General features: G+C 70.5%; 22 protein-coding genes. 15 read left to right on the forward strand and 7 right to left on the reverse strand.

Going from position 1 to position 24,823, the window contains the following annotated elements; genetic code table 11:
• Positions 1–30: 30 nt before the first annotated feature.
• Positions 31–1,293, reverse strand: coding sequence for a PucR family transcriptional regulator (locus tag OG408_RS33560; protein ID WP_266785060.1), 1,263 nt, complete (start codon positions 1,291–1,293; stop codon positions 31–33).
• Between the two features lie 151 nt (positions 1,294–1,444).
• On the opposite strand from OG408_RS33560, the gene OG408_RS33565 reads away from it, so the two are divergent.
• The 6 genes from OG408_RS33565 (at position 1,445) to OG408_RS33590 (ending at position 6,439) form a co-directional block, all read left to right on the forward strand.
• On the forward strand, positions 1,445–2,782 hold the full coding sequence (locus tag OG408_RS33565) for an MFS transporter (RefSeq protein ID WP_326673550.1): 1,338 nt from the start codon (positions 1,445–1,447) through the stop codon (positions 2,780–2,782).
• A gap of 140 nt (positions 2,783–2,922) precedes the next feature.
• Positions 2,923–3,072: a hypothetical protein gene (locus OG408_RS33570; RefSeq protein WP_266785064.1), complete on the forward strand. Its 150-nt coding sequence runs from the start codon at positions 2,923–2,925 to the stop codon at positions 3,070–3,072.
• Positions 3,073–3,075: 3 nt separating this feature from the next.
• The gene (locus tag OG408_RS33575) at positions 3,076–3,534 is read left to right on the forward strand and encodes a MaoC family dehydratase N-terminal domain-containing protein (protein ID WP_266785066.1); all 459 of its coding nucleotides are present in this window, start codon (positions 3,076–3,078) and stop codon (positions 3,532–3,534) included.
• Entirely contained in the window at positions 3,531–3,920 is a 390-nt protein-coding gene (locus tag OG408_RS33580; RefSeq protein WP_326673551.1) for a MaoC/PaaZ C-terminal domain-containing protein, read from the forward strand. Before OG408_RS33575 ends, OG408_RS33580 begins: the two co-directional genes overlap by 4 nt.
• A 115-nt stretch (positions 3,921–4,035) precedes the next feature.
• Positions 4,036–5,193: an acyl-CoA dehydrogenase family protein gene (locus OG408_RS33585; RefSeq protein ID WP_326673552.1), complete on the forward strand. Its 1,158-nt coding sequence runs from the start codon at positions 4,036–4,038 to the stop codon at positions 5,191–5,193.
• Positions 5,194–5,323: 130 nt separating this feature from the next.
• Positions 5,324–6,439: a CaiB/BaiF CoA transferase family protein gene (locus OG408_RS33590; protein WP_285565075.1), complete on the forward strand. Its 1,116-nt coding sequence runs from the start codon at positions 5,324–5,326 to the stop codon at positions 6,437–6,439.
• Positions 6,440–6,505: 66 nt separating this feature from the next.
• On the opposite strand, the gene OG408_RS33595 is transcribed toward OG408_RS33590, so the two are convergent.
• Positions 6,506–7,681: a thiolase family protein gene (locus OG408_RS33595; protein WP_266785074.1), complete on the reverse strand. Its 1,176-nt coding sequence runs from the start codon at positions 7,679–7,681 to the stop codon at positions 6,506–6,508.
• A 178-nt stretch (positions 7,682–7,859) separates the two neighbouring features.
• Here OG408_RS33595 and OG408_RS33600 point away from each other — a divergent pair, with 178 nt between their 5' ends.
• The 9 genes from OG408_RS33600 to OG408_RS33640 all read left to right on the forward strand — a co-directional run bounded on the left by OG408_RS33600 (position 7,860) and on the right by OG408_RS33640 (position 18,786).
• Entirely contained in the window at positions 7,860–9,017 is a 1,158-nt protein-coding gene (locus OG408_RS33600; protein ID WP_266785076.1) for an acyl-CoA dehydrogenase family protein, read from the forward strand.
• A gap of 32 nt (positions 9,018–9,049) precedes the next feature.
• Positions 9,050–9,814 carry an SDR family NAD(P)-dependent oxidoreductase gene (locus OG408_RS33605; protein WP_285565074.1) on the forward strand — a complete coding sequence of 255 codons (765 nt, stop codon included), beginning with the start codon at positions 9,050–9,052 and terminating at the stop codon, positions 9,812–9,814.
• 32 nt (positions 9,815–9,846) lie between these two features.
• Positions 9,847–10,614 (forward strand): SDR family oxidoreductase, encoded by a 768-nt coding sequence (locus OG408_RS33610; RefSeq protein WP_285565073.1) that lies wholly within the window; start codon positions 9,847–9,849, stop codon positions 10,612–10,614.
• 82 nt (positions 10,615–10,696) lie between these two features.
• Positions 10,697–12,238, forward strand: coding sequence for an AMP-binding protein (locus OG408_RS33615; protein ID WP_326673553.1), 1,542 nt, complete (start codon positions 10,697–10,699; stop codon positions 12,236–12,238).
• 14 nt (positions 12,239–12,252) lie between these two features.
• Positions 12,253–13,035 (forward strand): enoyl-CoA hydratase/isomerase family protein, encoded by a 783-nt coding sequence (locus OG408_RS33620; RefSeq protein WP_285565071.1) that lies wholly within the window; start codon positions 12,253–12,255, stop codon positions 13,033–13,035.
• A gap of 39 nt (positions 13,036–13,074) precedes the next feature.
• Positions 13,075–14,196: an acyl-CoA dehydrogenase family protein gene (locus OG408_RS33625; protein WP_266785086.1), complete on the forward strand. Its 1,122-nt coding sequence runs from the start codon at positions 13,075–13,077 to the stop codon at positions 14,194–14,196.
• Positions 14,193–15,179, forward strand: a complete 987-nt coding sequence (locus tag OG408_RS33630) for an acyl-CoA dehydrogenase family protein (protein WP_266785088.1) — start codon at positions 14,193–14,195, stop codon at positions 15,177–15,179. Before OG408_RS33625 ends, OG408_RS33630 begins: the two co-directional genes overlap by 4 nt.
• A 3-nt stretch (positions 15,180–15,182) precedes the next feature.
• Positions 15,183–17,054, forward strand: coding sequence for an alkyl/aryl-sulfatase (locus OG408_RS33635; RefSeq protein WP_326673554.1), 1,872 nt, complete (start codon positions 15,183–15,185; stop codon positions 17,052–17,054).
• A gap of 745 nt (positions 17,055–17,799) precedes the next feature.
• Positions 17,800–18,786, forward strand: a complete 987-nt coding sequence (locus OG408_RS33640) for an esterase/lipase family protein (protein WP_266785094.1) — start codon at positions 17,800–17,802, stop codon at positions 18,784–18,786.
• Positions 18,787–18,878: 92 nt separating this feature from the next.
• Here the strand turns inward: OG408_RS33640 and OG408_RS33645 are convergent, their stop codons facing one another.
• The 5 genes from OG408_RS33645 to OG408_RS33665 all read right to left on the reverse strand — a co-directional run bounded on the left by OG408_RS33645 (position 18,879) and on the right by OG408_RS33665 (position 24,803).
• A complete protein-coding gene (locus tag OG408_RS33645) occupies positions 18,879–20,570 on the reverse strand; it encodes a class I adenylate-forming enzyme family protein (protein WP_266785096.1) in 1,692 nt (563 codons plus the stop codon).
• 121 nt (positions 20,571–20,691) lie between these two features.
• Positions 20,692–21,456, reverse strand: coding sequence for a crotonase/enoyl-CoA hydratase family protein (locus OG408_RS33650; RefSeq protein ID WP_326673555.1), 765 nt, complete (start codon positions 21,454–21,456; stop codon positions 20,692–20,694).
• A 59-nt stretch (positions 21,457–21,515) separates the two neighbouring features.
• Positions 21,516–22,421: an acyl-CoA thioesterase gene (locus OG408_RS33655; RefSeq protein ID WP_326673556.1), complete on the reverse strand. Its 906-nt coding sequence runs from the start codon at positions 22,419–22,421 to the stop codon at positions 21,516–21,518.
• 12 nt (positions 22,422–22,433) lie between these two features.
• A complete protein-coding gene (locus OG408_RS33660; protein ID WP_326673557.1) occupies positions 22,434–23,600 on the reverse strand; it encodes a thiolase family protein in 1,167 nt (388 codons plus the stop codon).
• A gap of 45 nt (positions 23,601–23,645) precedes the next feature.
• Positions 23,646–24,803 (reverse strand): acyl-CoA dehydrogenase family protein, encoded by a 1,158-nt coding sequence (locus OG408_RS33665; RefSeq protein WP_326673558.1) that lies wholly within the window; start codon positions 24,801–24,803, stop codon positions 23,646–23,648.
• Positions 24,804–24,823 lie beyond the last annotated feature (20 nt).

The following is a 24,823-nucleotide window of genomic DNA, read 5'->3' on the forward strand; positions in this document are numbered from 1 at the left end:
CTATGTGCCAGAAAGTGAATACTTGCTCACTCAGGAACTCTTTCTGCTGGTGAGTCGGTGCGACTCCAGCGCGAATGCCAGGTCGACCACGTCACGCGGCCGGGCCAGCAGCCGTCCAGTGAGCCGCTCCAGCCGGCGTAGCCGGTTGAGCACGGTGTTGCGGTGACAGTACAGACGCTTGCCTGCCTCCCCCGTCGAGCCCTGGCAGTCGAGCCACGCCGCCAGGGTGGCCAGCAGTTGATCGCGCTCCACCGGATCCGCTTCGAGTACGGGACCGAGTACCTGGGCGGCGAACTCCTGTGCCAGATCGGGGCGGGCGAGGATGAACGCCCCGGGCAGTCGGTCCGCGAGGCGGGCGACTTCACCGTCCGCCGAGCAGCTGTTCAGGGCCAGCTGGGCGAACTCACGTGCGCGCCCGAGCTCCATGAGGCCGGAGACGACGGTACTGACCCCTCCGCGCAGCCCGGGTGCCGTCGGCATCGCCGCCGCGAGGTCCTCCGCGGAGCGGTCGCCGAGCAGGGCCACCACGGCCAGGCCGTCCTCCTGGGGGCACCAGTGCAGTTCCATCCCGTCGCGTACCTCGCGGGCAGGGTCCGTGGCGGAGCGTTCCGCGTCGCTGCCGCAGAGCAGCGCCACCGCGTAGCGGGCGTGCAGCGGCAGGCCGAGCGCGACGGCGATGGCCGAAACACGAGTCACCTCGGTGTATCCCCGCAGCAGTACCTTCAGGAGAGGCAGCTGCTTGCGGCCGTCGTCCTCGGGGTGGCGGTCGGCGGTGCGCCGGTGCGCCTCGACGACGAGGGCGGTGTCGCGGTCCACGCGGCCCCACACCTCGTTGGCGGCGAACGCCATGAGATGCCCCTGCTCCGGACAGTCGCGCATGACGAGGCCGACCAAGGTGTCCCAGATCTCGGCGCCTCCGACCCGATAGGCGTGCAGCACGGCCTGGAGGGGCACGCCCTCCTCGGCCCGTTTCCCGCCGGTGTGCCAGGCGTACTCGCCCGACTCCGACATGCGGCTCGGCTCGACCATGCCGCCGACGAAGCACTCCAGCGCGGTGTGGGCGGACTCCCGCAGGTCGGGCGGCGCCAGCAAGGGGTTCCCGTAGTAGGAGCTGGCCTCGCACAGCTCCGTCAGTGCCGACTCCGCGAAGGCGGGGATCCGGGGAAGGAGCAGCTCCGCCGCATGGCGCAGGACGCGGGCGCCGCCCTCCTTGGAGGGCTCGCCGGACAGTCGGGGCTGCCGATGGGGTGGACGGGCGTGCCGTACCGGCATCCCGGTGTGCGGCTGGTTCATCGTCACCTCCGCGTGAGCACAACACTGTCAAGTTAGAGAGAAGTCACTCCTGCGTCCAGTCTCATGGCATATCGATTTGAACCCTTGCCCACATGAGTTAGGGGTGATTCACTTCCTGCCACATTTGCCCCGCTGCACAAGGGAGGCCCTCGTGGCCGTCGAACAGCAGGAAGTGTCCGCATCCGAGCCGGGGGGTACGGCCCCTGGCCGCGTGGCCCCCGTGCGGCGCAAGGCGTGGGTCGTTCTCGCGCTGCTCGTGTGTCTGATGCTGGTCAACTACGCCGACAAGGTCGTCGTCGGGCTGGCCGGAGTCGGTATGAAGGAGGATCTCGGCCTGGATGACGCCCGGTTCGGCATCATTCAGAGCAGCTTCTTCTGGCTCTTCGCCGTCGGCTCCGTCCTCGGCGGCTGGCTCGGCGGCAGGGTCCGGGCCCGCTGGCTGCTGGGCGGGATCGCCGCCGTGTGGGCTCTCAGTCTCGCCCCGATGGCCGCCCAGGTCGGATTCACCACGATCGTCGCCTGCCGGGTGCTGCTGGGCCTTGCCGAGGGGCCGACGACCGCCCTCGCGATGCAGGTGGCGCACTCGTGGTTCCCGGCGCACAGGCGTGCCGTGCCCAGTTCGATCGTCGTCGCAGGTGCGGGGATCGGCCCCCTCATCGCCGCGCCCGTGCTGACCTGGGTCATCCTCGCGCACTCCTGGCACACGGCCTTCGCCGTGGTGGCGGTCGTCGGCGCGGTGATCGCGGGGCTCTGGCTGATCGGCGGCGATTCGGGGCCCGAGGCCGCATCCGCCGGTCACGGTCATGGAGTGACGCGGGGCGTGGCGACGCCTGTTCTGCCGGAACAGGTCCCCCTGAGGCGTCTGTTCTCCACCGGGACGCTCATCGGCATGGCGCTGCTGTTCTTCGTCGCCTACGCCAACACCTCGGTCAAGGTCAGCTGGCTGCCTCTCTATCTGCGTGAGGGGCTCGGCTACGACGCCACCACGGCGGGCAATCTGGTCGCCCTGCCCTATCTCGGGTCCGCGATCGCGGTGATCCTCGTCGGCGTGCTCTCCAGTGCCATGACGAGGCGAGGCATCGGCAGCCGGGTCACGCGCGGCATTCTGCCCGGCGCGATGGTCGTCGCTTCGGGGGCGTGCACCATCGCCTTTTCCTCGCTGGACCGCGGTGTGGTGCAGATGGCGCTGCTCGTCCTGGGTTCCTGTCTGAACTCGGCCGGCTACGGCGTCGCTTTCGCCGGTCTCGCCGACGTGGTGCCGGCGAGGCAGCGCGGCACCGTCTTCGGGATCATCACGGGCATCTACAGCCTCGGCGGCGTCGTGGCCCCGCTGGTGATGGGCAAGCTCGTCGACTCGGGCGAGTCCGTCGCGCTCGGCTACGGGGACGGCTTCATGGTGCTCGGGGTCGCGATGATCATCGGGGCGGCCGCAGCTCTCATGCTCGTCGACCCCGCGCGCGACGCCGCGAAGCTCGCAGCGAAGTCCTGACTCCGGGTCGCCGTCCGGATGTGCGCACGGATCGCCGTGCGTATGCATTGAAAACCATCACATGCGCTTAGAGAGCTCTTGACGTCAGGGGAAAGTGACGAGAAAGTGAATCTCTACTAACCTAATGGCTGGAGGATTGCATGGGTCTCAGAGTGCTGGCGGCAGAGGCCGGGGCCGGCCCGTTCGCCAAGCCCGGCTCAGCCGGGACGTACGACGAGGTCGCCGTCGCCGCCCGGACGCTCCGGTCCGGCACGGTCGGCGGCGGCACGCTGTTCGGGAAGGTGTGCTGACCCATGGCCGTAGGCCCCGCCCTCATCGGCAGCCGCACCCCCGCGTTCTCGACCGAGGCCGAGCGCGGCAGGCTCCGGTTCTTCGCCCGCGCCATCGGGCAGACGGACGCGATCTACTCCGACCTGGCGGCCGCCGAGGCCGCAGGCCACCGTGACCTCCCGGTCCCGCCGACGTTCCTGTTCTGTCTGGAAATGGACAACCCCAATCGGGGCAGGTTCCTGGCGGACCTCGGGGTCGACGTCCGCATGATCCTGCACGGCGGCCAGGAGTTCGCCTACCACGCCACCGCGTACGCGGGCGACATCCTGACGTTCTCCACGGTGGTCAGGGACGTCTACGAGAAGAAGGGCGGCGCACTGCGGTTCATCGTGCGCGACACCCACGTGACCCGCGACGGTGCGCCCGTCGCCACGCTCACCGGCACCCTCGTGGTGCGCGACCCGAAGGCGGACCGGCGATGACCACCCTGAACACGGGCGACTCGTTCACTCTCCGGGCCTCGCAGGTCACGCGTGCCACGCTGGCGCTGTACGCGGGTGCCTCCGGTGACCACAACCCCGTCCACATCGACACCGACGCGTGCCAGGCCGTCGGCATTCCGGACGTGTTCGCCCACGGCATGCTCTCCATGGCCTACCTCGGCCGACTGCTCACCGACTGGGTCCCGCAGGAGCGCGTCAAGACGTACGGCGTGCGCTTCTCCGCGATTACCCCGGTCAACGCCACCCCGCTCTGCAACGGCACAGTCACCGAGGTCGAGGACGGCCTCGCCCACCTCGAACTGACGGTCTCCCTCCCCGACGGCACCGTGACCCTTCGGGGTTCGGCCGTAGTCTCCGCCGGCTGACCGTCACCGGCTGCGTCAGCGCCCGGGGCGCGACGGTCGACGACGATTCCTGCCGACCACCCCTCATCCACGCACCGCACAACGACAGCAACGACAGCCACGACAGGACCGACGCATGAAGCGCACGCTCTACAACCAGGAGCACGAGGACTTCCGGGCGATGATCCGGGACTTCATCGCCAAGGAGGTGAAGCCCCACTTCGAGCAGTGGGAGCGGGACAACCTCGTCGACCGCGAGATCTTCCGCAAGCTCGGCGCGCTCGGCGTGATGGGCTTCGACATCCCCGAGGAGCTCGGCGGCGCCGGCGCGACCAGCTACAAGTACCAGGTCGTCATCAACGAGGAGTGCGCACGCGCCGCCGTCTCCTTCGGCCACTACGGCGTGTCCACCGGCATTGTCCTGCCGTACCTGCTGGACCTCGCCACCGACGAGCAGAAGAAGCGCTGGCTCCCGGGCGTCGCCTCCGGCGACATCATGCTCTGCATCGCGATGACCGAGCCGGGCACCGGCTCCGATCTCGCGGGGATCCGTACCACGGCCAGGCTCGCCGAGGACGGCACCCACTACGTCCTGAACGGCTCCAAGACCTTCATCACCGGCGCCCGCAACTCCGAACTGTGCGTCGTCGCGGCCCGCACCGCCCCGCCGACCGCCGACGACCGCCGTCACGGTCTCAGCCTTCTGGTCGTTCCGACCGACAGTGAGGGGTTCGCGTACGGCCGCAAGCTGGACAAGATCGGACTGCGTTCCTCCGACACCTCCGAACTCTCCTTCGCCGACGTCCGGGTGCCGGTCGGAAACCTGCTCGGCGAGCAGGACAAGGGCTTCTCCTACCTGGGCAGGAACCTGCCCCGCGAGCGGCTCTCCATCGGCGTGGGCTCCGTTGCCACGGCCACGGCCGCGATCGAGTTCGCCAGGGAGTACGTCCTGGAGCGCCAGGTCTTCGGCAAGCCTGTGGCCGCTTTCCAGAACACCAAGTTCGTCCTCGCCGAGTGCGCCGCCGAGGTGGAGGCCCTCCAGGCCCTTGTCGACAAGGGCATCGAACTCGACGACTCGGGAGAACTGACCGGCGCCGACGCGGCGAAGATCAAGCTGTTCGGCACCGAGGTCGCGGGGCGTGTCATCGACAAGTGCCTCCAGTTGCACGGTGGTTACGGCTACATGCTGGAGTACCCGATCGCCCGCCTGTACGCGGACACCCGTGTCTCGCGGATCTACGGGGGCACCAGCGAGGTCATGAAGACGATCATCGCCAAGGACCTGGGCCTGTAGGTCCGTCACCACGTGCCGGGGCCGCCCGGCCACCCCCGACGGACCGGCCCCGGCACACCGGCCGCCCCGCACGCCCCTGGCGGGGCGGCCGTTCCCCACTCCCGTCGCCCGGAAAGAGCCGACCATCCCCGTGAGTACCGCATCCACTCCCGCCGGCCCGCTGGCCGGTATCCGTGTCATCGAACTCGGCGGCATCGGGCCGGGCCCCTTCGCCGGCATGCTCCTGGCCGATCAGGGCGCGGAGGTCATCCGCATCGACCGGCCCGCCGAGGCCGGTACGGCGTCGAAGCACCCGATCCTGCACCGAGGCCGCCGTTCCGTCGCACTCGATCTGAAGGACCCGTCGGACGTCGAGGCCCTCCTCGCCCTCATCGATACCGCCGACGCACTCATCGAAGGGTTCCGCCCCGGCGTCGCCGAACGCCTGGGCCTCGGGCCCGACGTCTGTCTGGCCCGCAACCCTGAGCTCGTCTACGGCCGGATGACCGGCTGGGGCCAGGACGGCCCGCTCGCCCAGGCACCCGGCCACGACATCAACTACATCGCCGTCGCTGGCGCGCTGGGGGCGATGGGAGGTGCGGACGAGAACCCGCCCGTCCCGTTGAACCTCGTCGGCGACATGGGCGGAGGCGGCATGCTGCTCGCCCTCGGAATCACCACCGCACTGGTCAGCGCCCAGCGCACGGGCAAGGGCCAGATCGTCGACGCCGCCATGACCGACGGCACGGCCATCCAGCTCGCCCTCATCCACGGCCTGCTCGCGGTGGGCCGATGGGAGGACGCGCGCGGCGTCAACCTCTTCGACGGTGGTGCTCCCTTCTACCGGACGTACCGCACCTCCGACGGCGGGCACATGGCGGTCGGCAGCGTCGAGCCGCAGTTCTACGCCGTCCTGCTGGAGGTTCTCGGCATCGGTGACGATCCGCTGTTCGCCCGGCAGCACGACCGGGACAGCTGGCCCGTCATGCGGGCGCGTCTGGAGGAGATCTTCGCCGGACGGAGCCGCGAGGAGTGGACCGTCGTCTTCGACGGCACGGAGTCCTGCGTCACGCCGGTGTACGGACTGACGGAAGCCGCCGCGCACCCGCACAACATGGCCCGGGGCACGTACTTCACCGAGGGCGGTGTGCTCCAGCCGGCCCCCGCCCCGCGCTTCCACGGCACCCCGTCGGGTATGCCGCGGCCGGCGCCGGTGGTCGGCGCGCACACCGAGGAAGTACTGGCGGAGGCAGGTCTCGCGCGATGACGTGACGGGCGTGCGGAGAGGGGGTGCTGCCCGTTGCAGCACCCCCTCTCCGTCGTGCCCGGTGGTTCAGAGGAGTTCGAGGATCGTCGCGTTGGCCATGCCGCCGGCCTCGCACATGGCCTGGAGGCCGTAGCGGATGCCGTTGTCCCGCATGTGGTGGACGAGTGTCGTCATCAGGCGTGCGCCGGAGCCGCCGAGCGGGTGGCCGAGGGCCATCGCGCCGCCGAGCGGGTTCATCAGCTCGTAGTCGGCGCCGGTCTCCTTCAGCCAGGCCAGCGTGACCGGTGCGAATGCCTCGTTGATCTCGAACGCGCCGATGTCTCCGATCGACAGCCCGGAGCGCTTGAGTGCCTTGGCGGTGGCGGGCGCCGGACCGAGGGCCATGGTGACCGGGTCGACGCCGGCGAGGACGGCGGTGTGGACGCGGGCGATCGGGTCCCAGCCGTTCCTGCGGGCGATCTCGCCGGTGGTGATGAGCAGCGCGGCGGCGCCGTCGGAGATCTGAGAGGAGTTGCCGGCGCTCACCACACCGTCCTCCTTGAACGGGGTCTTCAGCCCGCCGAGCCTCTCCAGGGTGGACCCGCGTCGCACCCCCTCGTCGGTGTCGAAGACGCGCACGGTGCCGTCCGTGTCGGTGACGGTGACCGGCGTGATCTGGGCGGCGAAGCGGCCCTCGTCGACGGCGCGGGCGGCCCGCTCGTGCGAGTCGAGGGCGTGCTGGTCGAGCTGCGTGCGGGTGAACCCGTACCGCTCGGCGATGAGTTCGGCGCCGACGCCCTGATCGAAGGTGCCCTGTCCGTCGGGGAAGTAGCGGCCGCGCAGGAGCGGCCCGTATGCCCTTCCGGCGCCCGGGACGTCGCGGGCCGAGCCCATGGGTACCCGGCTCATCGACTCCACACCGCCCGCCACGGCGATGTCGTACTGCCCGGCGGTGACGAGCCCGGCCGCGAAGTGCACCGACTGCTGGGAGGAGCCGCACGCGCGTGAGACGGAGACACCCGGCACGGACTCGGGCCAGCCGGCCGCGAGTGCCGCGAACCTGCCGACGACGCCCGACTGCTCGCCGACCTGGGAGACCGTGCCCCAGATCACGTCGTCGACGGTGGCGGGGTCGAGGCCGGTGCGCTCGGCGAGGGCGGTCAGGACGTGGGCGGAGAGATCGACGGCGTGGATACCGGAGAGGGAACCTCCCCGCTTCCCGACGGGGGTTCGCACGGCGTCCACGATCACTGCGTCACGCATGGGCTGCTCCTGTATGAGGGGGTGGAAGGCGCGGTCACGCGCGGGCTCCAGTCGCCTCAAGTTATTTCAAGCTAACCTTGCTGTCTAGGTCGTGGCTCCCGTCGATCATCCCTTGACAGGCGAGCTGTAGGGCGCAAAAGTGAAAACTGCCTAACCCGAGAGCAGGAAAGAGGCGGTCATGCCGCGCACGGTATTCAACGAGGAGCACGAGGCCTTCCGGCAGGTGGTCCGGGACTTCCTCGCCAAGGAAGCGGCTCCGCATCTGCAGGACTGGGTCGCGGCGAAGGCCGTCCCCCGCGACTTCTACCGCAAGCTCGGCGAGCTGGGCCTGCTCGGCATGGAGGTTCCGGAGGAGTACGGCGGTGGCGCCCAGACCGGTCACCACTTCGGTGCCGTGCTCGCCGAAGAGGTCGCCCGGGCCGGAGCCACCCTCGGCACCGCGATGACCCACTCCAACATCATCCTGCCGTACCTTCTGCACTTCGGGACCGAGGAACAGAAGCAGCGCTGGGTCCCCGGCTGCGTCTCCGGCGACCTCATGCTCTCCATCGCGATGACGGAGCCCGGTACCGGTTCCGACCTGGCCGGCATCCGGACCGGGGCCATCCTTTCCGAGGACGGCACGCACTACGTCCTCAACGGCGCCAAGACCTTCATCACCGGCGGCACGCAGTGCGATCTGGTCCTGGTGGTGTGCCGTACGTCCCCGGCGCCGGCGGACAACCGTCGCAAGGGCCTGTCGATCCTGGTCGTCGACACCACGAGCGAGGGCTTCGCGGTCGGCCGCAGCCTGGACAAGATCGGCCTGCACGCGTCCGACACCGCCGAACTCTCCTTCACCGACGTGAAGGTCCCGGTGGAGAACCTGCTCGGTGAGCGGGACGAGGGCTTCTTCTACCTCGGCCGCAACCTCGCGCGCGAGCGCCTCGTAATCGCCGTCCAGGCCGCGGCCGCCGCCGAAGCGGCGGTGACCTTCGCCAAGGAGTACACCCGGGACCGCCAGGTCTTCGGCAAGCCGGTGGCCTCCTTCCAGAACACCAAATTCGTGCTCGCCGAGTGCGCCACCGAGGTCGAGGCCGCCAGGCTCATGGCGTACGAGGCCCTGGAGCGGGACGCGCAGGGCGAGCTGTCCGCGGACTACGCGGCCATGGCGAAGCTGCTCTGCACCGAGACCGCGAGCCGCGTCATCGACAAGTGCCTCCAACTGCACGGTGGTTACGGCTACATGCTCGAGTACCCCATCGCGCGCCTCTACGCCGACACCCGCGTCATGCGGATCTACGGCGGCACCAGCGAGGTCATGAAGACCATCATCGCCAAGTCCATCGGCCTCTGAACGGGCCGACGGCCCGAGAACGGAACCACACCATGCAGACCAACGGAGTCTCCGCCGTCATCACCGGCGGTGCGTCGGGCCTCGGCCTCGCCACCGCCACGCGCCTGATCGACCAGGGTGCGCACGTCGTCCTGCTTGACCTGCCCACCTCCCAGGGCGAGCAGCGCGCCAAGGAACTCGGCGAGCGCGCCCACTTCGTCGCCGGCGACGTCCGCAGCGCCGACGACGCAGCCCGCGCTGTCGCCACCGCGGCGGCCCAGGCACCGCTGCGCATCACCGTCAACTGCGCCGGCCTCGGCAAGGGCGGCCGCACCGTCGGCCGCGACGGCACGCCCTACGCCCTGGAGGACTTCGAGTTCGTCGTCGGCGTCAACCTGATCGGCACCTTCAACGTGCTGCGCCTCGCCGCCGCCGAGATGGCGAAGACCGACGAGGTCGCCGGGGAGCGCGGCGTCATCATCAACACGGCCTCCGCCGCCGCCTTCGAGGGCCAGATCGGCCAGTGCGCCTACTCCGCCTCCAAGGGCGGCATCGTCGGCATGACCCTGCCGATCGCCCGGGACCTCGCAGCAGCGAAGATCCGCGTGGTCACCATCGCCCCCGGCCTCTTCTCCACCCCGCTCCTCAACAAGAAGCCGCAGGAGTTCCTCGACGCGCTCGGCGCCCAGGTCCCGCACCCCTCCCGCCTCGGCGACCCCGCCGAATACGCCCACCTGGCGACCTCGATCATCGAGAACCCCATGCTCAACGGCGAGACGATCCGCCTCGACGGCGCTATCCGCATGGCCCCGAAGTAGACCGTCCCCCACACGTGCCACAGGGAGCAACCTTGACCACCACCCACCCCGCCCCCAAGGTCGCCATCGTCACCGGTGCCGCCCGGGGCATCGGCGCGGCGATCGCCGCCCGCCTCGCCCGGGACGGCTTCGCCGTCGCGGTCCTCGACCTCGACGAGGCCGCCTGTGCCAAGACCGTCGAGACCGTCGAGAAGGACGGCGGCCGCGCCCTCGCAGTCGGCTGCGACGTCTCCGATTCCGGGCAGGTCGAGGCGGGCGTCGCGCGCGTCACGGCCGAACTCGGCGCCCCCACCGTCCTGGTGAACAACGCCGGCATCATCCGGGACAATCTCCTGTTCAAGATGACCGACCAGGAGTTCGACTCGGTCATCGGTGTCCACCTGCGCGGCGCCTTCCTGATGGCACGCGCCGTACAGCGCCACCAGACCGCCGCCGGCTGGGGCCGCACCGTCAACCTGTCCTCGTCCGCCGCCCTCGGCAACCGTGGCCAGTCGAACTACGCGTCTGCCAAGGCCGGCCTGATGGGTCTCACCAAGACCCTGGCGATCGAGCTCGGCCCGTTCGGCGTGACCGTCAACTGCGTCGCCCCCGGCTTCATCGCCACCGAGATGACCGAGGCCACCGCGGAGCGCATGGGCATCACCTTCGAGGAGTTCACCGAGCGCTACGCCAAGGCCATCCCGGTGCGCCGCGGCGGCCGCCCCGAGGACATCGCCCAGGCGGTCTCCTTCTTCGTCCGCGAGGAAGCCGGATTCGTCAACGGCCAGATCCTCTACGTGGCGGGTGGCCCCAAGGGCTGACACGCCCTGCCGCGAGGGCCGGCCGGGCCCCGCGCTTCCGTATCGCCGCATCCTCTGCCAACGACGATGGAGGGAATCCTTCATGGGCCTGCACCTGCCCGACGCCATCCGCCTCCACGCGACGGAGCGCGGCGCCTCCACCGCGCTCACCTGCCAGGGCCGTACGGTCGCCTACTCCGTACTGAACTCGCGCAGCAACCGCATCGCCCGCGCGCTCCTCGCCGATACCGCCGCCAGGTCCCGGATCGGCTTCCTCGCCCGCACCCGTAACGAGGCGGGCGAGATCCTGGTCGGCGCAGCCAAGGCCGGGCTGGTGACCGTCCCACTCAACTGGCGCCTTTCCGCGGCAGAGTTGACCGCCGTCGCGCAGGACGCCGAACTGACGGTCCTGCTGACGGAACCCGAGTTCCGTGCCGCCGCCGACGCCGTGTGCGCGGCCCTTCCCGGACTGCGGCTGATCGTCATCGGCCCCTCCGAGCAGCCGGACGTGCCCGCGTACGAGACCTGGCTCGCCGCGTACCCGGACGACGACCCGGGCCGGGGCACCGGCGCGGACGCCGACGAGGTGTTCCTGCAGATCTACACATCCGGCACCACCGGCGTCCCCAAGGGCGTCCTGCTCACCCACGGCAACTTCTACGCCGACACCACCGAGCTGGAGGAGTACCTCTGGGAGCCCGGGTCCGTCGCGTTCAACGCCCTGCCGATGTTCCACATCGGAGGGCTGGGCTGGCTGCGCGTGGCGCTCACCGCCGGAGCCACCAGCCTGATGTTCCCGGACTTCGCCCCCGCGGCCGCGGCCTCGGCCATCGAGCGAGAGGGCGTCACCCACGCCTTCCTCGTCCCCTCGGTCCTGCACATGCTCACCGAGCTGCCCGGGATCGAGAAGCACGACTTCTCCCGCCTCACCCTCATCACGTACGGCTCCGCGCCCATCACCCCCGCACTGCTGCGCCGCTCGATATCCCTCTTCGCCTGCCACTTCATGGGCAAGTACGGGCTCACCGAGGGCGGCGGCACGGTCACCCAGCTGCCGCCGGAGGACCACGAGCCCGACGGTCCCCAGCAGCACCTCCTCACCTCGGTCGGCAGGCCCCGCCGCGGAGTCGACGTCGTGATCGCCGACCCGGAGACGGGCAGCCCCGTCCGGACCGGAACCGTCGGCGAGATCCGGATCCGCTCCCGCCACAACACACCCGGCTACTGGAACCGGCCCGAGGAGACCGCAGCACTCTACGACTCCGAGGGCCTGCTGTGCACCGGCGACGGTGGCTACCTCGACGCGGACGGCTACCTCTTCCTCGCCGACCGCATCAAGGACATGATCGTCAGCGGCGGCGAGAACGTGTACCCCACCGAGATCGAGTCCGTGCTCGCCGAACACCCGGCGGTGTCCGAGGTCGCGGTCGTCGGCCTCCCCGACGAGGTATGGGGCGAGGCCGTCACCGCCTTCGTGGTCCCGCGCCCCGGAGCCGACCGCCCCACCGAACGGGAACTCATCGACTTCACCCGGGACCGGATCGCCTCGTACAAGAAGCCCCGCGGCGTCCACTTCGTCGAGGCGCTGCCCCGCAATCCCAACGGCAAGGTCCTCAAGCGCGAGCTGCGGACCGCCACCCACTAGAGAAAGGGACGGCGATGGCCGATCTCGAGTACACGGTCCGCGACGGGATCGCGACCATCCTCCTCAACCGCCCCGAGCGCAAGAACGCCTTCACCATCGACATGGTGCACGCCTGGGCCGACGCCCTGACGGAGGCGCAGGGCGACCCCGAGGTGCGAGTCATCGTCGTCACCGGCGCCGGCGACTCCTTCTGCTCCGGCGTGGACCTCTCCGCGTTCAAGGGGGAGGAGCGGGCGCCGTTGGGGGAGAAGGAGCTGCTGACGCAGAACGTCCATCGTGTCGCGCTCGCCCTGGAAGACATCGACAAACCCGTCATCGCCGCCGTCACCGGGCCGGCCGTCGGCGCCGGCATGGACATGGCGCTCCTGTGCGACCTGCGCTTCGCCGGACGCGGAGCCCGCTTCTCCGAGGGATACATCAAGGTCGGCCTCGTCCCCGGCGACGGCGGCTGCTGGCTGCTGCCCCGAGCCGTCGGCACGTCCACCGCACTGCGGATGCTGTGGACCGGCGATTTCGTCGGTGCCGAGGAGGCGCTGCGTATCGGCCTGGTGGACGAGGTTCACGAGGACGCGGACCTGATGGGCGCCGTGTACGCGTACGCCGCCCGGCTCGCCGAACGGCCGCCGGTCGCGATCCGCACCATCAAGCGCGCCGTCCGCCAGGGCGCACGCCACGACCTGCGGACCGCACTCGACCTCATCTCCTCGCACATGGCCGTCATCACCTCCACCCAGGACTCGCAGGAGGCGTTCGCGGCCTTCCAGGAGAAGCGTCCCGGCGTCTTCACCGGCCGCTGACCCCCGCTTCGCACCGCCTCGCACGCCCGAAAGGCCACCATGGACCACACCCCGGGAACGGACTCCTGCGCCGAACTGCGCACGCAGGTCCGCGAGCTGACCGCCGCATGGCGGGACGCCGGACGCTACACCCCGCGCAGCGACTCGTGGCTGCGCTCCTTCGACCTGGAGTTCAGCAAGGAGCTCGCCGCGCACGGGCTCATCGCCATGACGTATCCGGAGGAGTTCGGCGGCGCCGGGCGCACCAACGTCGAACGGCTCGCCGTGACCGAGGAGTTGCTCCGCGCCGGTGCCCCGGTCGCCGCGCACTGGATCGGTGACCGGCAGATCGGCCCGGCGATCCTGCGCCACGGCACGCGCGAGCTCCAGGAGGAGATCGTGCCGCGGATCGCCTCCGGCGAGGCCGTGTTCTGCCTGGGCATGAGCGAGCCGGAAGCCGGTTCCGACCTGGCCTCGGTGAAGACCACCGCCGAGGAGGTGGAGGGCGGCTGGCTGGTCAACGGGCACAAGATCTGGACCACGCAGGCCCATCACGCCACGCACGCTTACCTGCTGGCTCGCACCTCGCGCGAGGAGCGCAAGCACGACGGGCTCAGCGAGTTCGTCCTCGACATGGACGCCGAAGGCGTGTCGGTCACCCCGATCGTGGACCTCGCGGGCGAGCACCACTTCAACGAGGTGCGCTTCGAGAACGTCCTCGTCCCGGCGCACCGCCTCATCGGCGAGGCCGGCAGGGGCTGGAAGCAGGTCGTCGAGCAGCTCTCCTTCGAGCGCGGCGGCGCCGAGCGCTCCCTGTCCAGCTACCCCGTCCTCGTGGAACTGATCGCAGCGGCCGCCCGCGACCAGGACGACCGCGAACTGCAGGCGCTGCTCGGCTCCCTCGTCGCCCGCCTCGCGGTCCTGCGCCGGCTCTGCTTCGAGGTCGCCGGTGCCATGGACGCGGGCGAGGCACCCGTCCAGCAGGCCGCGGCCCTGAAGTTCCTCGGCAACGCCTTCGAGCACGACGTCATCGAAGCGCTGCGCCGCACCGACCTGTGCCAGGAACCCGCCTTCGACTCCGCCTTCGGTCAGGCCCTGCTCGCCTCGCCGGCCTTCAGCCTGCGCGGCGGATCGGCCGAGGTCCTGCTCTCCCTCATCGCCCGCCAGGAGGCCCGCTCATGAGCCAGTTCGCCGACGAACTGCGCAGCCTGGTCGACGACCTGGCCGCGTCCGGCACACCCCACCTGTGGGACAGCCTGGTCGCATCAGGCCTGCCCCGGGTCGGCATCGACGAGGAGAAGAGCGGCTCCGGCGGCTCCCTCGACGATCTGCTCGTCGTCGTCGAGTCCCTCGCCGGGCACGGCATCGGCGTACCGATCGTCGAGGCGTCCACCGCCGACTGGATCCTCAGCCACGCTGGGAACCTCGTCGACGGCCTCACCACAGTCCTGCTGCTCGACGAGGAGCCGGAGACCGTGTCCGGCACCCTCACCGCCGAGCTGACCGCCGTCCCGTGGGCCCGCGACGCCGCACGCCTGGTGCTGTGCGCGCCCGGCGCCACGCCGCTCGTCGTGGAGCTCGCCCATACCTCGGTCACCGTGCGGCCCGTGGACAACATCGCCGGGGAGCCCCGCGACACCGTGCTCCTCGCGGGTTCGCCCGCCACCGCCATAGCGGGCGCGCCGGAACACACCGAGGTCCGCGAGCGCCTCGCCCTCCTGTGGTCGGCCGCCGTACTCGGCGCCGCACATGGCGCGTACCGACTCACCAGGACGTACGTCTCCGAGCGCGAGCAGTTCGGCGCACCCCTGCTCAAGATCCCGGCCGTCGCGGGCAACCTCGCCCGGATGCGCGTCCAGCTCGTTCAGGCCGACGCGGCCCTCGCCCTGGCCCGCGAGGCAGCCCCCGGCAGCGGCGCCACCGAGATCGTACGCATCACCACGGCCGCTGCCGCTACGGAGATCGCCCGGATCGCCCACCAGTTGCACGGCGCCATGGGCATCACCGAGGAGTACCCGCTGCACCGCCTCACCCGCCGCCTCTGGTCCTGGCGCGACGCCGTCGACTCCGAGCGCCACTGGGCCGAGAGCCTCGGCCGCCGCGCGGCGCAGGCCGGCGAGACCGGCGTATGGACCCGGATCACCTCCACCGACCGCGAGGGATGACCGATGATGCCTTCCACCCCCGAACTCGACTGGGACGACACCACCGACCGGACCAACGCCACCCGTGGCCTGATCGACAAGCTGGAGCCCTGCGTCGTACGCAACGCGGCAGGCCGAGTCGTCTGGGACAACGACCGCTGGGACTTCCTGAACAAGGACGAGTGCCCCGACACCGTGCACCCGAGCCTGTGGCGCCAGAGCAGGCTCAACACCGCCCAGGGCCTCTTCGAGGTCGCGCCCGGTATCTACCAGGTCCGCGGCCTCGACGTCTCCAACATGACGATCATCGAGGGCGAAACCGGCGTGGTCGTCGTCGACCCGCTGACGTCCAAGGAGGTCGCCGCCGAAGCCCTGGGGCTGTACACCCGCAACCGCGGCGAGCGCCCGGTCAAGGCCGTGATTTACACGCATAGCCACGGCGACCACTTCGGCGGCGTCCTCGGTGTCACCACCCACGCGGCGGTCGAGACTGGCGCGTGCGCCGTCGTCGCGCCCGACGGATTCATGGACCACGCCGTCAGCGAGAACGTCTTCGCGGGGCCGGCGATGCTGCGCCGCGCCGTGTACATGTACGGCCGCTCGCTGCCGGTCGGCCCCGAGGCGTCGGTCGGATTCGGTCTCGGGCAGGCCCTGTCCACCGGCACCGTCGGACTGATCGCACCGACGCAGAGCATCACGGCGACGGGCCAGGAACTCGTCCTGGACGGAGTGCGACTCGTCTTCCAGCTGACGCCGGACACCGAGGCCCCATCGGAGATGAACTTCTACCTGCCGGACCATCGCGTCCTGCTCATCGCCGAGAACGTCAACCACTCACTGCACAACGTCCTCACCCTGCGCGGCGCACAGGTCCGCGACGCCCACGCCTGGGCGTCGTACATCACCGAATCGATCCAGCTCTTCGAAGGCGCCGAGATCCTCGTCGGCTCCCACAACTGGCCGACGTGGGGACACGACGACGTGATGCGCATGCTCACCCAGCAGCGCGACGCCTACGCCTACCTCCACGACCAGACCGTCCGCCTGATGAACCAAGGCCTGACCGGCCCGGAGATCGCCGAGGAGATCCACTCCTTCCCCGGCGAGCTGGGCAAGGCCTGGAGCGTACGCGGCTACTACGGCTCCCTCAGCCACAACGTGAAGGCCGTCTACCAGCGCTACATGGGCTGGTACGACGGCAACCCGGCGCACCTGTGGCAGCACCCCCCGGTCGAGCAGGCCAAGAGGTACGTCGCCGCGATCGGCGGAGCGGACGCCACCGTCGCCTCCGCCCGCGAGGCGGTCGAGGCCGGCGACCTGCGCTGGGCCGCCGAACTGCTCAACCACGTTCTGTTCGCCGAACCCGAGCACACCGAGGCACGGGAACTGCAGGCGGAGACGTACGAGCGGCTGGGCTTCGGCCAAGAGAACGGCACCTGGCGCAACATCTACCTCACGGGAGCCAAGGAACTGCGGGAGGCCGGTCAGGAGAGGCGCCGGACCGGAGCGCCCGGCAAGGACAGCGTCGACATGCTCGCGGCGCTCTCCACTCGACAGCTCTTCGAGTCGATGGCGGTCCGTCTGGACGGACCGCGGGCTGCCGCGCACCGGCTGCTGCTGCGATGGGAGTTCACCGACACCGACGAGGTGTGGACGCTCCTGGTCGGCAACGGCGTGCTCACTCCGATGCGGGGCGACGCGCCGGGCGGGGAAGCCTCACAGCTGACGCTGCGCTTGGAGCGCGCCACGCTCGACCTGATCCTCGCTCAGCACACCTCCTTCCCGGAGGCGATCGGCTCCGGAGCCGTCGGCATGGAAGGCGACGCGACCGTGCTCGCGACCTTCCACGGCTTGCTGGAGAGGCCGGCGCGCAACTTCCCGATCGTGCTGCCGTAACCACCGCACCACCGTGCCGGGGTCCGCACCAAGCGGGCCCCGGCTTCTCCATGCCCCGAAGGACGAACGAATGTGACGGCCACGACCACCACCGCCGCCGACGACCGACTGGCCCACCTGGTAGAGACGGCCGTAGAGGCGTGCCAGGAGGCCGAGCGGGTGGCTCGCCGACTCGACGCCGGGCTGCCGCGCCCCCCCGAATCCCGTCGCCAGGGTCTGTCGGTTGCCATGCTGCCGGGCAGTGAGATGACTGCGGTCGGCTAGAAGCATGGGTCCGTAACGGCCAATTGAGTTGTGGGTTCAGGTGGGTACGAGAGACCGTTCGGGGCGATACCCCGTTGTGCCAGGAGTACGCGGGCGCCGACGACGAGCAGGCCGTCACCGACGCCGGCGACAAGGCCGCCGCCGGGGCCCGCCCCAAGCCCAAGGCACAGGCCAACTTCACCGACCCCGAGTCACGGATAAGGCGTGTGAGCGCAACCGCGAGGGGCGGCGAGAGGGAAGGGAGATCATCCGAACTTGTGCCGCCTGGCGCCTTCGGAAAGGCGCGGATGTGACGCTTCACAGGAATTCGGCCGGAGGCGCCGGGGACGTGCGGGAAGCCTTGTTCGGTGTCGGCGGCCCGGCCAAGGTGAACCACCAACCCCCACATTCTTCCCCGCACACGGGTGTTGCCCCTCTTCCTGTCCTTGTCATCGAGGAGGCATCCGTGTGCGCGGAAGTCGTTCCGACAAAGGAGTCGTCCGTGAACAGATCGTGGAACACCCTGAACCGGGGCGGAGGGGCCCGTACGTTCGCCGCCGCGCTCGTGGCTGCGTTCGTCGCCGCCCTGCTCGGCCCGGTCCCGGCCGCCTCGGCCGCGGCCGAGCCGCAGCTGAATACCCCCGCAGCCACACTTGACGCGGCCCTGCGCTGTCCGAGTTCCTTCACCCACCCCGACCATGAGCCGGTGCTCCTGGTCCACGGCACCACCTCGAACTACGACGAGACCTGGGGCTGGAACTACGCCCCGGCCCTGCGTGACGCGGGCTATGACGTCTGCGGCGTCGAGCTGCCCAACCGGTCGATGGGCGACATCCAGGAGGCGTCCGAGTACGTCGTCCACGCCATTGACAGGATCTACGCCGCCACCGGCCGCAAGGCCGACGTTATCGGCCACAGCCAGGGCAACATGGAGATGCGCTGGGCCGTGAAATGGTGGCCGCACCTGCAGAGCCGGGTCGACGACCTGGTCTTCCTGGCCAACCCCGGCCATGGGACCACCGGCGGCAACCTCTTCTGCGTCGGGTGGTGCGCACCGGCGCTGCACCAGTTCAACATCGGGTCCCAGTTCAACGCCGCCCTCAACCGGGACGACGAGACCCCCGGCGACATCTCGTACACCAACATCTACAGCCTCACCGACGAGGCGATCACGCCGTTCACGACCGCGCCCCTCGACGGTGCGAAGAACATCCTGGTCCAGGACGTCTGTGCCGGCCGGGTCGTCGCCCACTACAGCATGTTGTACGACGCTGTGGCGTACAAGCTGGTCGTGGACGCCCTGTCGCACTCAGGCACGGCGATACCCAGCCGGCTGCCGTTCGGCAAGTGCCTGGACGTCAACCTTCCCGGAGTCTGGCCGCACGAGGCAGTGGCGGCCACGGCGATCACGGCTGCGAACTTCACGGCGGAGATCCTCAACGCCACGAAGGTCCCGGCGGAGCCCCCGCTGCGGGCCTACGCCCAGTAGCACCGGGGAGCAAGCGCGTGAGGCCGGGCAGAGACTTCCCTCTGCCCGGCCCCATCACAATCGCCGCCCGCGAAGGCGGCCGTGACCCTGCCTCAGGAGTCGGCAGCCCGCCTGCGCAGCTCCGTCTTGAGGATCTTTCCCGTCGCCGAGAGCGGCAGTTCGTCCACGATCACCACGTCCCGGATCCGCTGGTACGGGGCGACGCGCTCGGCGACGTACGCGATCAGTTCCTCGGCCGTGACCGACACGCCCGCCTCGGCCTTCAGCGAGACGAAGGCCACCGGGATCTCCCCGTGCTCCGGGTGCGGCCGGCCCACGACCGAAGCCTGGGCGACCGCCGGGTGTTCGCGAAGGACGTTCTCCAACGGGCCGGGGTACACGTTGTACCCCTTGTAGATCAGCATGTCCTTCGCCCGGCCCACGAGCGACAGCCATCCGTCCGGGGCGAGGGTGCCGAGGTCGCCGGTGCGCAGCCAGCCGCCCACGTACTGCTCGGCGGTGAGCTCGGGGTGGCCGAGGTAGCCGCCGGTGACCTGCGGGCCCCTGACCCAGACCTCGCCGCGCTCGCCGGGCGGCACGGGCGTGACCAGGTCCGGCTCCCGGATCTCGACCTCGGTGTCGAATAGGACCAGGCCGGTGCTGCCCTCCGGGCGCGGCATCGAGCGGTCCAGCGGGCTGATCGCGACGCCCATCGTCGCCTCCGTCAGTCCGTAACCGTCGCTGACCACGGCGTTCGGGAAGATCTCGGAGAGTTCGGCGGCCGCGGCCGGGTTCATCGGCGCGGAGCCGGTGCTGACCACACGTACGCACGACAGGTCACGTTCCCGCACGTCCGGTACGGCGAGGACCGCGTGGCACAGGGCGGGGGAGCCGGTGATGGCGTGGATGCCCAGCTGCTCGATGGTGTCCAGGTACCGGACCGCGTCGAAACGGCCGAAGACGACGACGGTGAGTCCGGCGGCGACGAAGACGCTCTGGCCGACCATGCCCATGCCGTGGAAGAGCGGGGCGATGGAGATACCGGTCGCGGTGCCGATCGGGATGTGGTGCGAGGTCCGGGTCTCTTCCACATGGCGCAGCGTGATGCGGCCCTCGGCATCCGCGTGCGGGACGGCGGCACTGCGCCAGCACGCCACCTGGAGCACGTTCTTGAGGAGGTTGCGGTGCAGGACCCGCACGGCCTTGGGCACGCCCGTCGTGCCACCGGTGAAGGCGAGGTGCGCGACCGCGTCGCCGTCCACCACCGTCGCCGGCGCCGCCTCCGCCTTCATGAGGTCGTCGAACGGGAAGTCGGCGACAGGGAACACGGCCGGTGCCTGGTCACCGGCCGGGGCCGCCGTCGTGGCCGGTGCGACACAGATGCGGCGCACCGTCCCCGCGCCCTCCAGGGCCACGGCCATCCGCGCCGCCACGGAAGGGTGGGTGAAGGCCGCGACCGCGCCCGAGTCGTCGAGCTGGCGGCGCAGCGCGAGGGGCGGCTGCGTCGGGTTGACCGGCACCACGGCCGCGCCCGCGAGCAGGATGCCGTAGTACGCGACCGTGAACCAGATCGAGTTGGGCATGTGCACGGCGACGGCCTCGCCCGGGACGATGCCCTGCTCGCGCAGCCCCTGGGCCACCCGCAGGGCTCGCTCGTGCAGTTCGGCGAAGGTCAGCCGCTCCTCGCCGTCGACCAGCGCCGCACGGTCGGGATAGGCATGGGCGGACCCGGCGAGCAGATCGGCGATCGTGCCGTCGGGGTAGTCGAGGGTGCGGGGCAGCCCCTGCGGCCAGAGGGTGGTCATGGCGGAACTCCTTTGTCCGGTCATGCCCGAGCGTTGCCTCGGGATGGTAGCTGTGGGTCACCTCGGTGCTGTGGCGCTCGACGACGCGGTGCACCGGGAACGTGGAACGGCGGTGAGGCCGTCAGCGGCTTCCCCAGACGGGGGTGCGCTTCTCGGCGAAGGCCCGCGCGCCTTCCTTCGCGTCGGCCGACGCGAACACCGGGGCACAGGCGTTCCGGTTGCGGTCCCATGCCTCGTCGGCCGACCAGTCGGCCGAATCCACGACGATCCCCTTGCTGGCGCGCACGGCCAGCGGGCCGTTGGCGGCGATCGCCTTGGCGAGGGCCAGGGCACCCGAGAGCGCCTCGCCCTGCTCGGTCAGCTCGTTGACCAGGCCGAGTTCATGGCCACGCTCAGCGCCGATGAATTCACCCGTCAGCGCGTACTGCATGGCGATGTTGTACGGGATCTTCCGGGGCAGGCGTACCAGACCGCCACCCGCCGCGATGAGCCCGCGCTTGGTTTCCGGGAGGCCGAACTTCGCGGTCCTGGCGGCGACGATCATGTCGCAGGCGAGCGCCAGTTCCGTGCCGCCGCCCAGCGCGTATCCCTCGACCGCGGCGATCAGCGGCTTGACGGGCGGCGTCTCGGTGATCCCGCAGAAGCCGCGGCCGGGGATGCCGGAGCGTTCACCGGCGGCCAGCGCCTTGAGATCCGCGCCGGCGCAGAACGTCCCGCCGGCGCCGGTGATCACACCGACGACGAGGTCGTCGCGGGCGTCCAGTTCGTCGACGGCCTCGGCGACGGCATCCGCCATCGCCCGGTTGACGGCGTTACGGGCCTCGGCGCGGTTGATCGTGATGACGGCGACACCGTCCTCGAACGAGGTGAGAACCAGGTCGGACATGAGGAGTTCCTCCGATGAGACGTAGCGAGGGGGAGCGGGGGGAGGGGGAGCGGGGGAGATCAGCGGCGCGCCCGCGCGGGGCGCACCACGGTCTCCTGCACCACATGGGCGATGAGGGTGCCGTCGAGGGTCCAGACGTCCGCGAAGGAGAGGCCGCGGCCGTCAACCAAGGTCGGGCTGCGCTGGGCGAACAGCATCCATTCGTCGGCGCGGAACGGCCGGTGGTACCAGACCGAGTGGTCGAGCGAGGTGAGGAAGACCGACGACGGCCGGTCGCTGAGCATCCGGGGAGGCTGGAGGGACAGTGCCGCGGCCGGAGCGAGGAAGAGATCCGAGGCGTACGCCAGGGCGCAGGCGTGCAGCCCCGGGTCGTCGGGCAGCCGCTCGCTCACCCGGATCCAGAGCTTCTGCTCCGTCAGGCCGGGCGTCGTCGGCTCAGGAGGCCCGGGAACGTAACGCATGTCGAGTCCGTTGCAGAACTCCGCACGCGCGAAATCCGCGGGATTGTTCCTCACCCAGGTCTCGTACATGTCGGGCAGGGCGAGGGGTTCGGGGGCCGGCGGCATCGTGGGCTGACGGTCGTGGGACGTCTCCGGCCGCTTGAACGACGCGGTGAGGGTGAAGACGGGCTCGCCGCCCTGGACGGCGGTGACGCGGCGGGAGAGGTAGGAGGAGCCGTCCCGGACCCGCTCCACGGAGTAGACGAGCGGGCGCGCGGTGTCGCCCGGTCGCAGGAAGTGGCCGTGCAGCGAATGCGCGGTCCGGTCCTCGGGCACGGTCAGCGCAGCGGCCGCGAGTGCCTGGGCCGCCACCTGGCCGCCGTAGGCGCGCGCGGGCACGCCGTCATGACACCAGCCGCGGAACAGGTCGCGCTCCAGCCGCTCCACGTCCAGGAGCGTGACGAAGTCCTTGCCGTGGCCCGAGTCCCCGCGTGGCGGCGTCTCGGTGTGGGGCGGAAGGGGCATCGGGGTTCGTCCTTACAGGAGTTCGAGGACGGTGGCGTTGGCCATGCCGCCGCCCTCGCACATGGACTGCAGGCCGTAGCGGATGCCCTGGTCGCGCATGTGGTGGACCAGAGTGGTCATCAGGCGCGCGCCGGAGCCGCCGATCGGGTGGCCGAGGGCCATCGCACCACCGAGCGGGTTCATCCGGGTGCAGTCCGCGCCGGTCTCGCGGAGCCAGGCGAGGGTGACCGAGGCGAACGCCTCGTTGATCTCGAAGGCGCCTATGTCCCCGATCGACAGGCCGGCCTTCCTGAGTGCCTTGGCAGTCGCCGGGATCGGGCCCTTGAGCATGGTGACCGGGTCCGTGCCGGTGACCACGGCGGTGTGGATCCGGGCGATCGGCGCCCACCCCTGGGACGCGGCGAACTCGCTGGTGGTGACGAGCAGCGCGGCGGTGCCGTCGGAGATCTGCGAGGCGTTGCCCGCGGTGATCGTCCCGGCCTCCGTGAAGGCCGGTTTGAGTCCGGCGAGCTTCTCGATGGTGGACCCGCGGCGGACGCCCTCGTCGGTGTCGAAGACCCGGGTGGTGCCGTCCTCGCCGGTGACGGTGATCGGGGCGATCTGGTCCCTGAACCGGCCCTCGTCGATGGCCTTCGCGGCCCGCGCGTGAGAGTCCAGGCCGTGCTGGTCCATCTCGGTCCGGGTGAGGCCGTACTCGTCGGCGATCAACTGGGCGCCCGTGCCCTGGTTGAAGCGGATGCCGTCGTAGCGGGCGAATACGTCCGGGCCGAAGGGCTCGCCGAAGCTGCCGTCGCCGCGGGTGGTGCCGAGCGGCAGCCGGCTCATGATCTCCACACCGCCGGTGACGGCGACGTCGTACTGTCCGGAGATGACCCCGGCCGCGGCCTGGTGCACGGCCTGCTGCGAGGAGCCGCACTGCCGGTCGACGGTGAGGCCGGGTACGGACTCCGGCCAGCCGGCGGCCAGGACGGCGGCGCGGCCGATGCATCCGGCCTGCATGCCGACCGCGGAGGCGCAGCCCCAGATCACGTCGTCGACGAGGGCCGGGTCGAGGCTGGTGCGCTCGGCCAGCGCCTTGAGCACATGGGCGGAGAGCGAAGCGGAGTGCAGCTGTGAGAGCGCGCCGCCGCGCTTTCCCACGGCGGTCCGGACGGCATCGACGATCACTGCGTCACGCATGGGTCCTCCTGGAGGGAAGTGGGGTGAGGGGAGAAGGGGGCGGGCTCAGAGCCCGAGGTCCTTGGCGATGATCGTCTTCATGACCTCGCTGGTCCCGGCATAGATCCGGTTCACCCGGGTGTCCGCGTAGAGGCGGGCGATGGGGTACTCCAGCATGTAGCCGTAACCGCCGTGCAGCTGGAGGCACTTGTCGATGACGCGGCCCGCGACCTCGGTGCAGAAGAGCTTCGCCCGGGCGGCGTCGGCGGCCGTCAGTTCGCCTGCCGCGTGTTCCGTGAGGGCACGGTCGACCAGCGCCTGCGCGGCGGTAACCTCCGTGGCGCACTCGGCGAGGACGAACTTGGTGTTCTGGAACGCGGCGACGGGCTTGCCGAAGACCTCGCGCTCGCGCACGTAGTCGGTCGCGAAGCCGATCGCCCCGGCCGCGTTGGCGTAGGCGTTGATTGCCGCGCCGAGGCGCTCCACCGCGAGATTGTGAGTGAGGTACCGGAAGGCAGCGCCCTCCTCGCCGAGCAGGTTCTCGACAGGGACCCGGACGCCCGTGAAGGACAGCTCGGCTGTGTCCTGCGCGCGCAGGCCGATCTTGTCGAGCTTGCGGCCCACCGCGAAGCCCTCGGAGATCGTGTCCACGCACAGGATCGAGAGCCCGCCGCGCCGGTCGGTGAGGTCGTACGGGGCGGTCCGGCAGACGACCAGGACGAGATCGGCCTGGGCGCCGCCGGTGATGAAGGTCTTGGCGCCGTCCAGGACGTAGTGGGTGCCGTCCGCGGAGAGCCGGGCACGGGTGGCGATGCCCGCCAGGTCGGAGCCGGTGCCGGGCTCGGTCATGGCGATCGCCGTCATGATCTCGCCGGACAGGAAGCCGGGCAGCCAGCGCTTCTTCTGCTCCTCGCTGCCGAACTCCAGGAGGTAGGGCAGAACCAGGCAGGTGTGCACGGATTCGGCCCCGAACCCGACGCCCGCCCGGCCGCACTCCTCCCGGAGCACCGCCTGGTACGTGAAGTCGGTGACGCCGGCCCCGCCGTACTCCTCGGGCACATTGATGCCCAGGACGCCCAGGGCGCCGAGCTTGCGGTAGAGCTCGCGGGGCACGTGGCCCTGCCGCTCCCAGTCCGCGTAGTGGGGGACGACCTCTTCGGCGATGAACGACCGGACGGTCGTCCGGAAAGCCTCATGGTCTTCGGTGAACACGCTGCGACGCACGGTCTGCCCATCCTTCCTGG

Origin of the sequence: Streptomyces sp. NBC_01257 (assembly GCF_035917255.1) — a bacterium.
GTDB lineage: Bacteria > Actinomycetota > Actinomycetes > Streptomycetales > Streptomycetaceae > Streptomyces.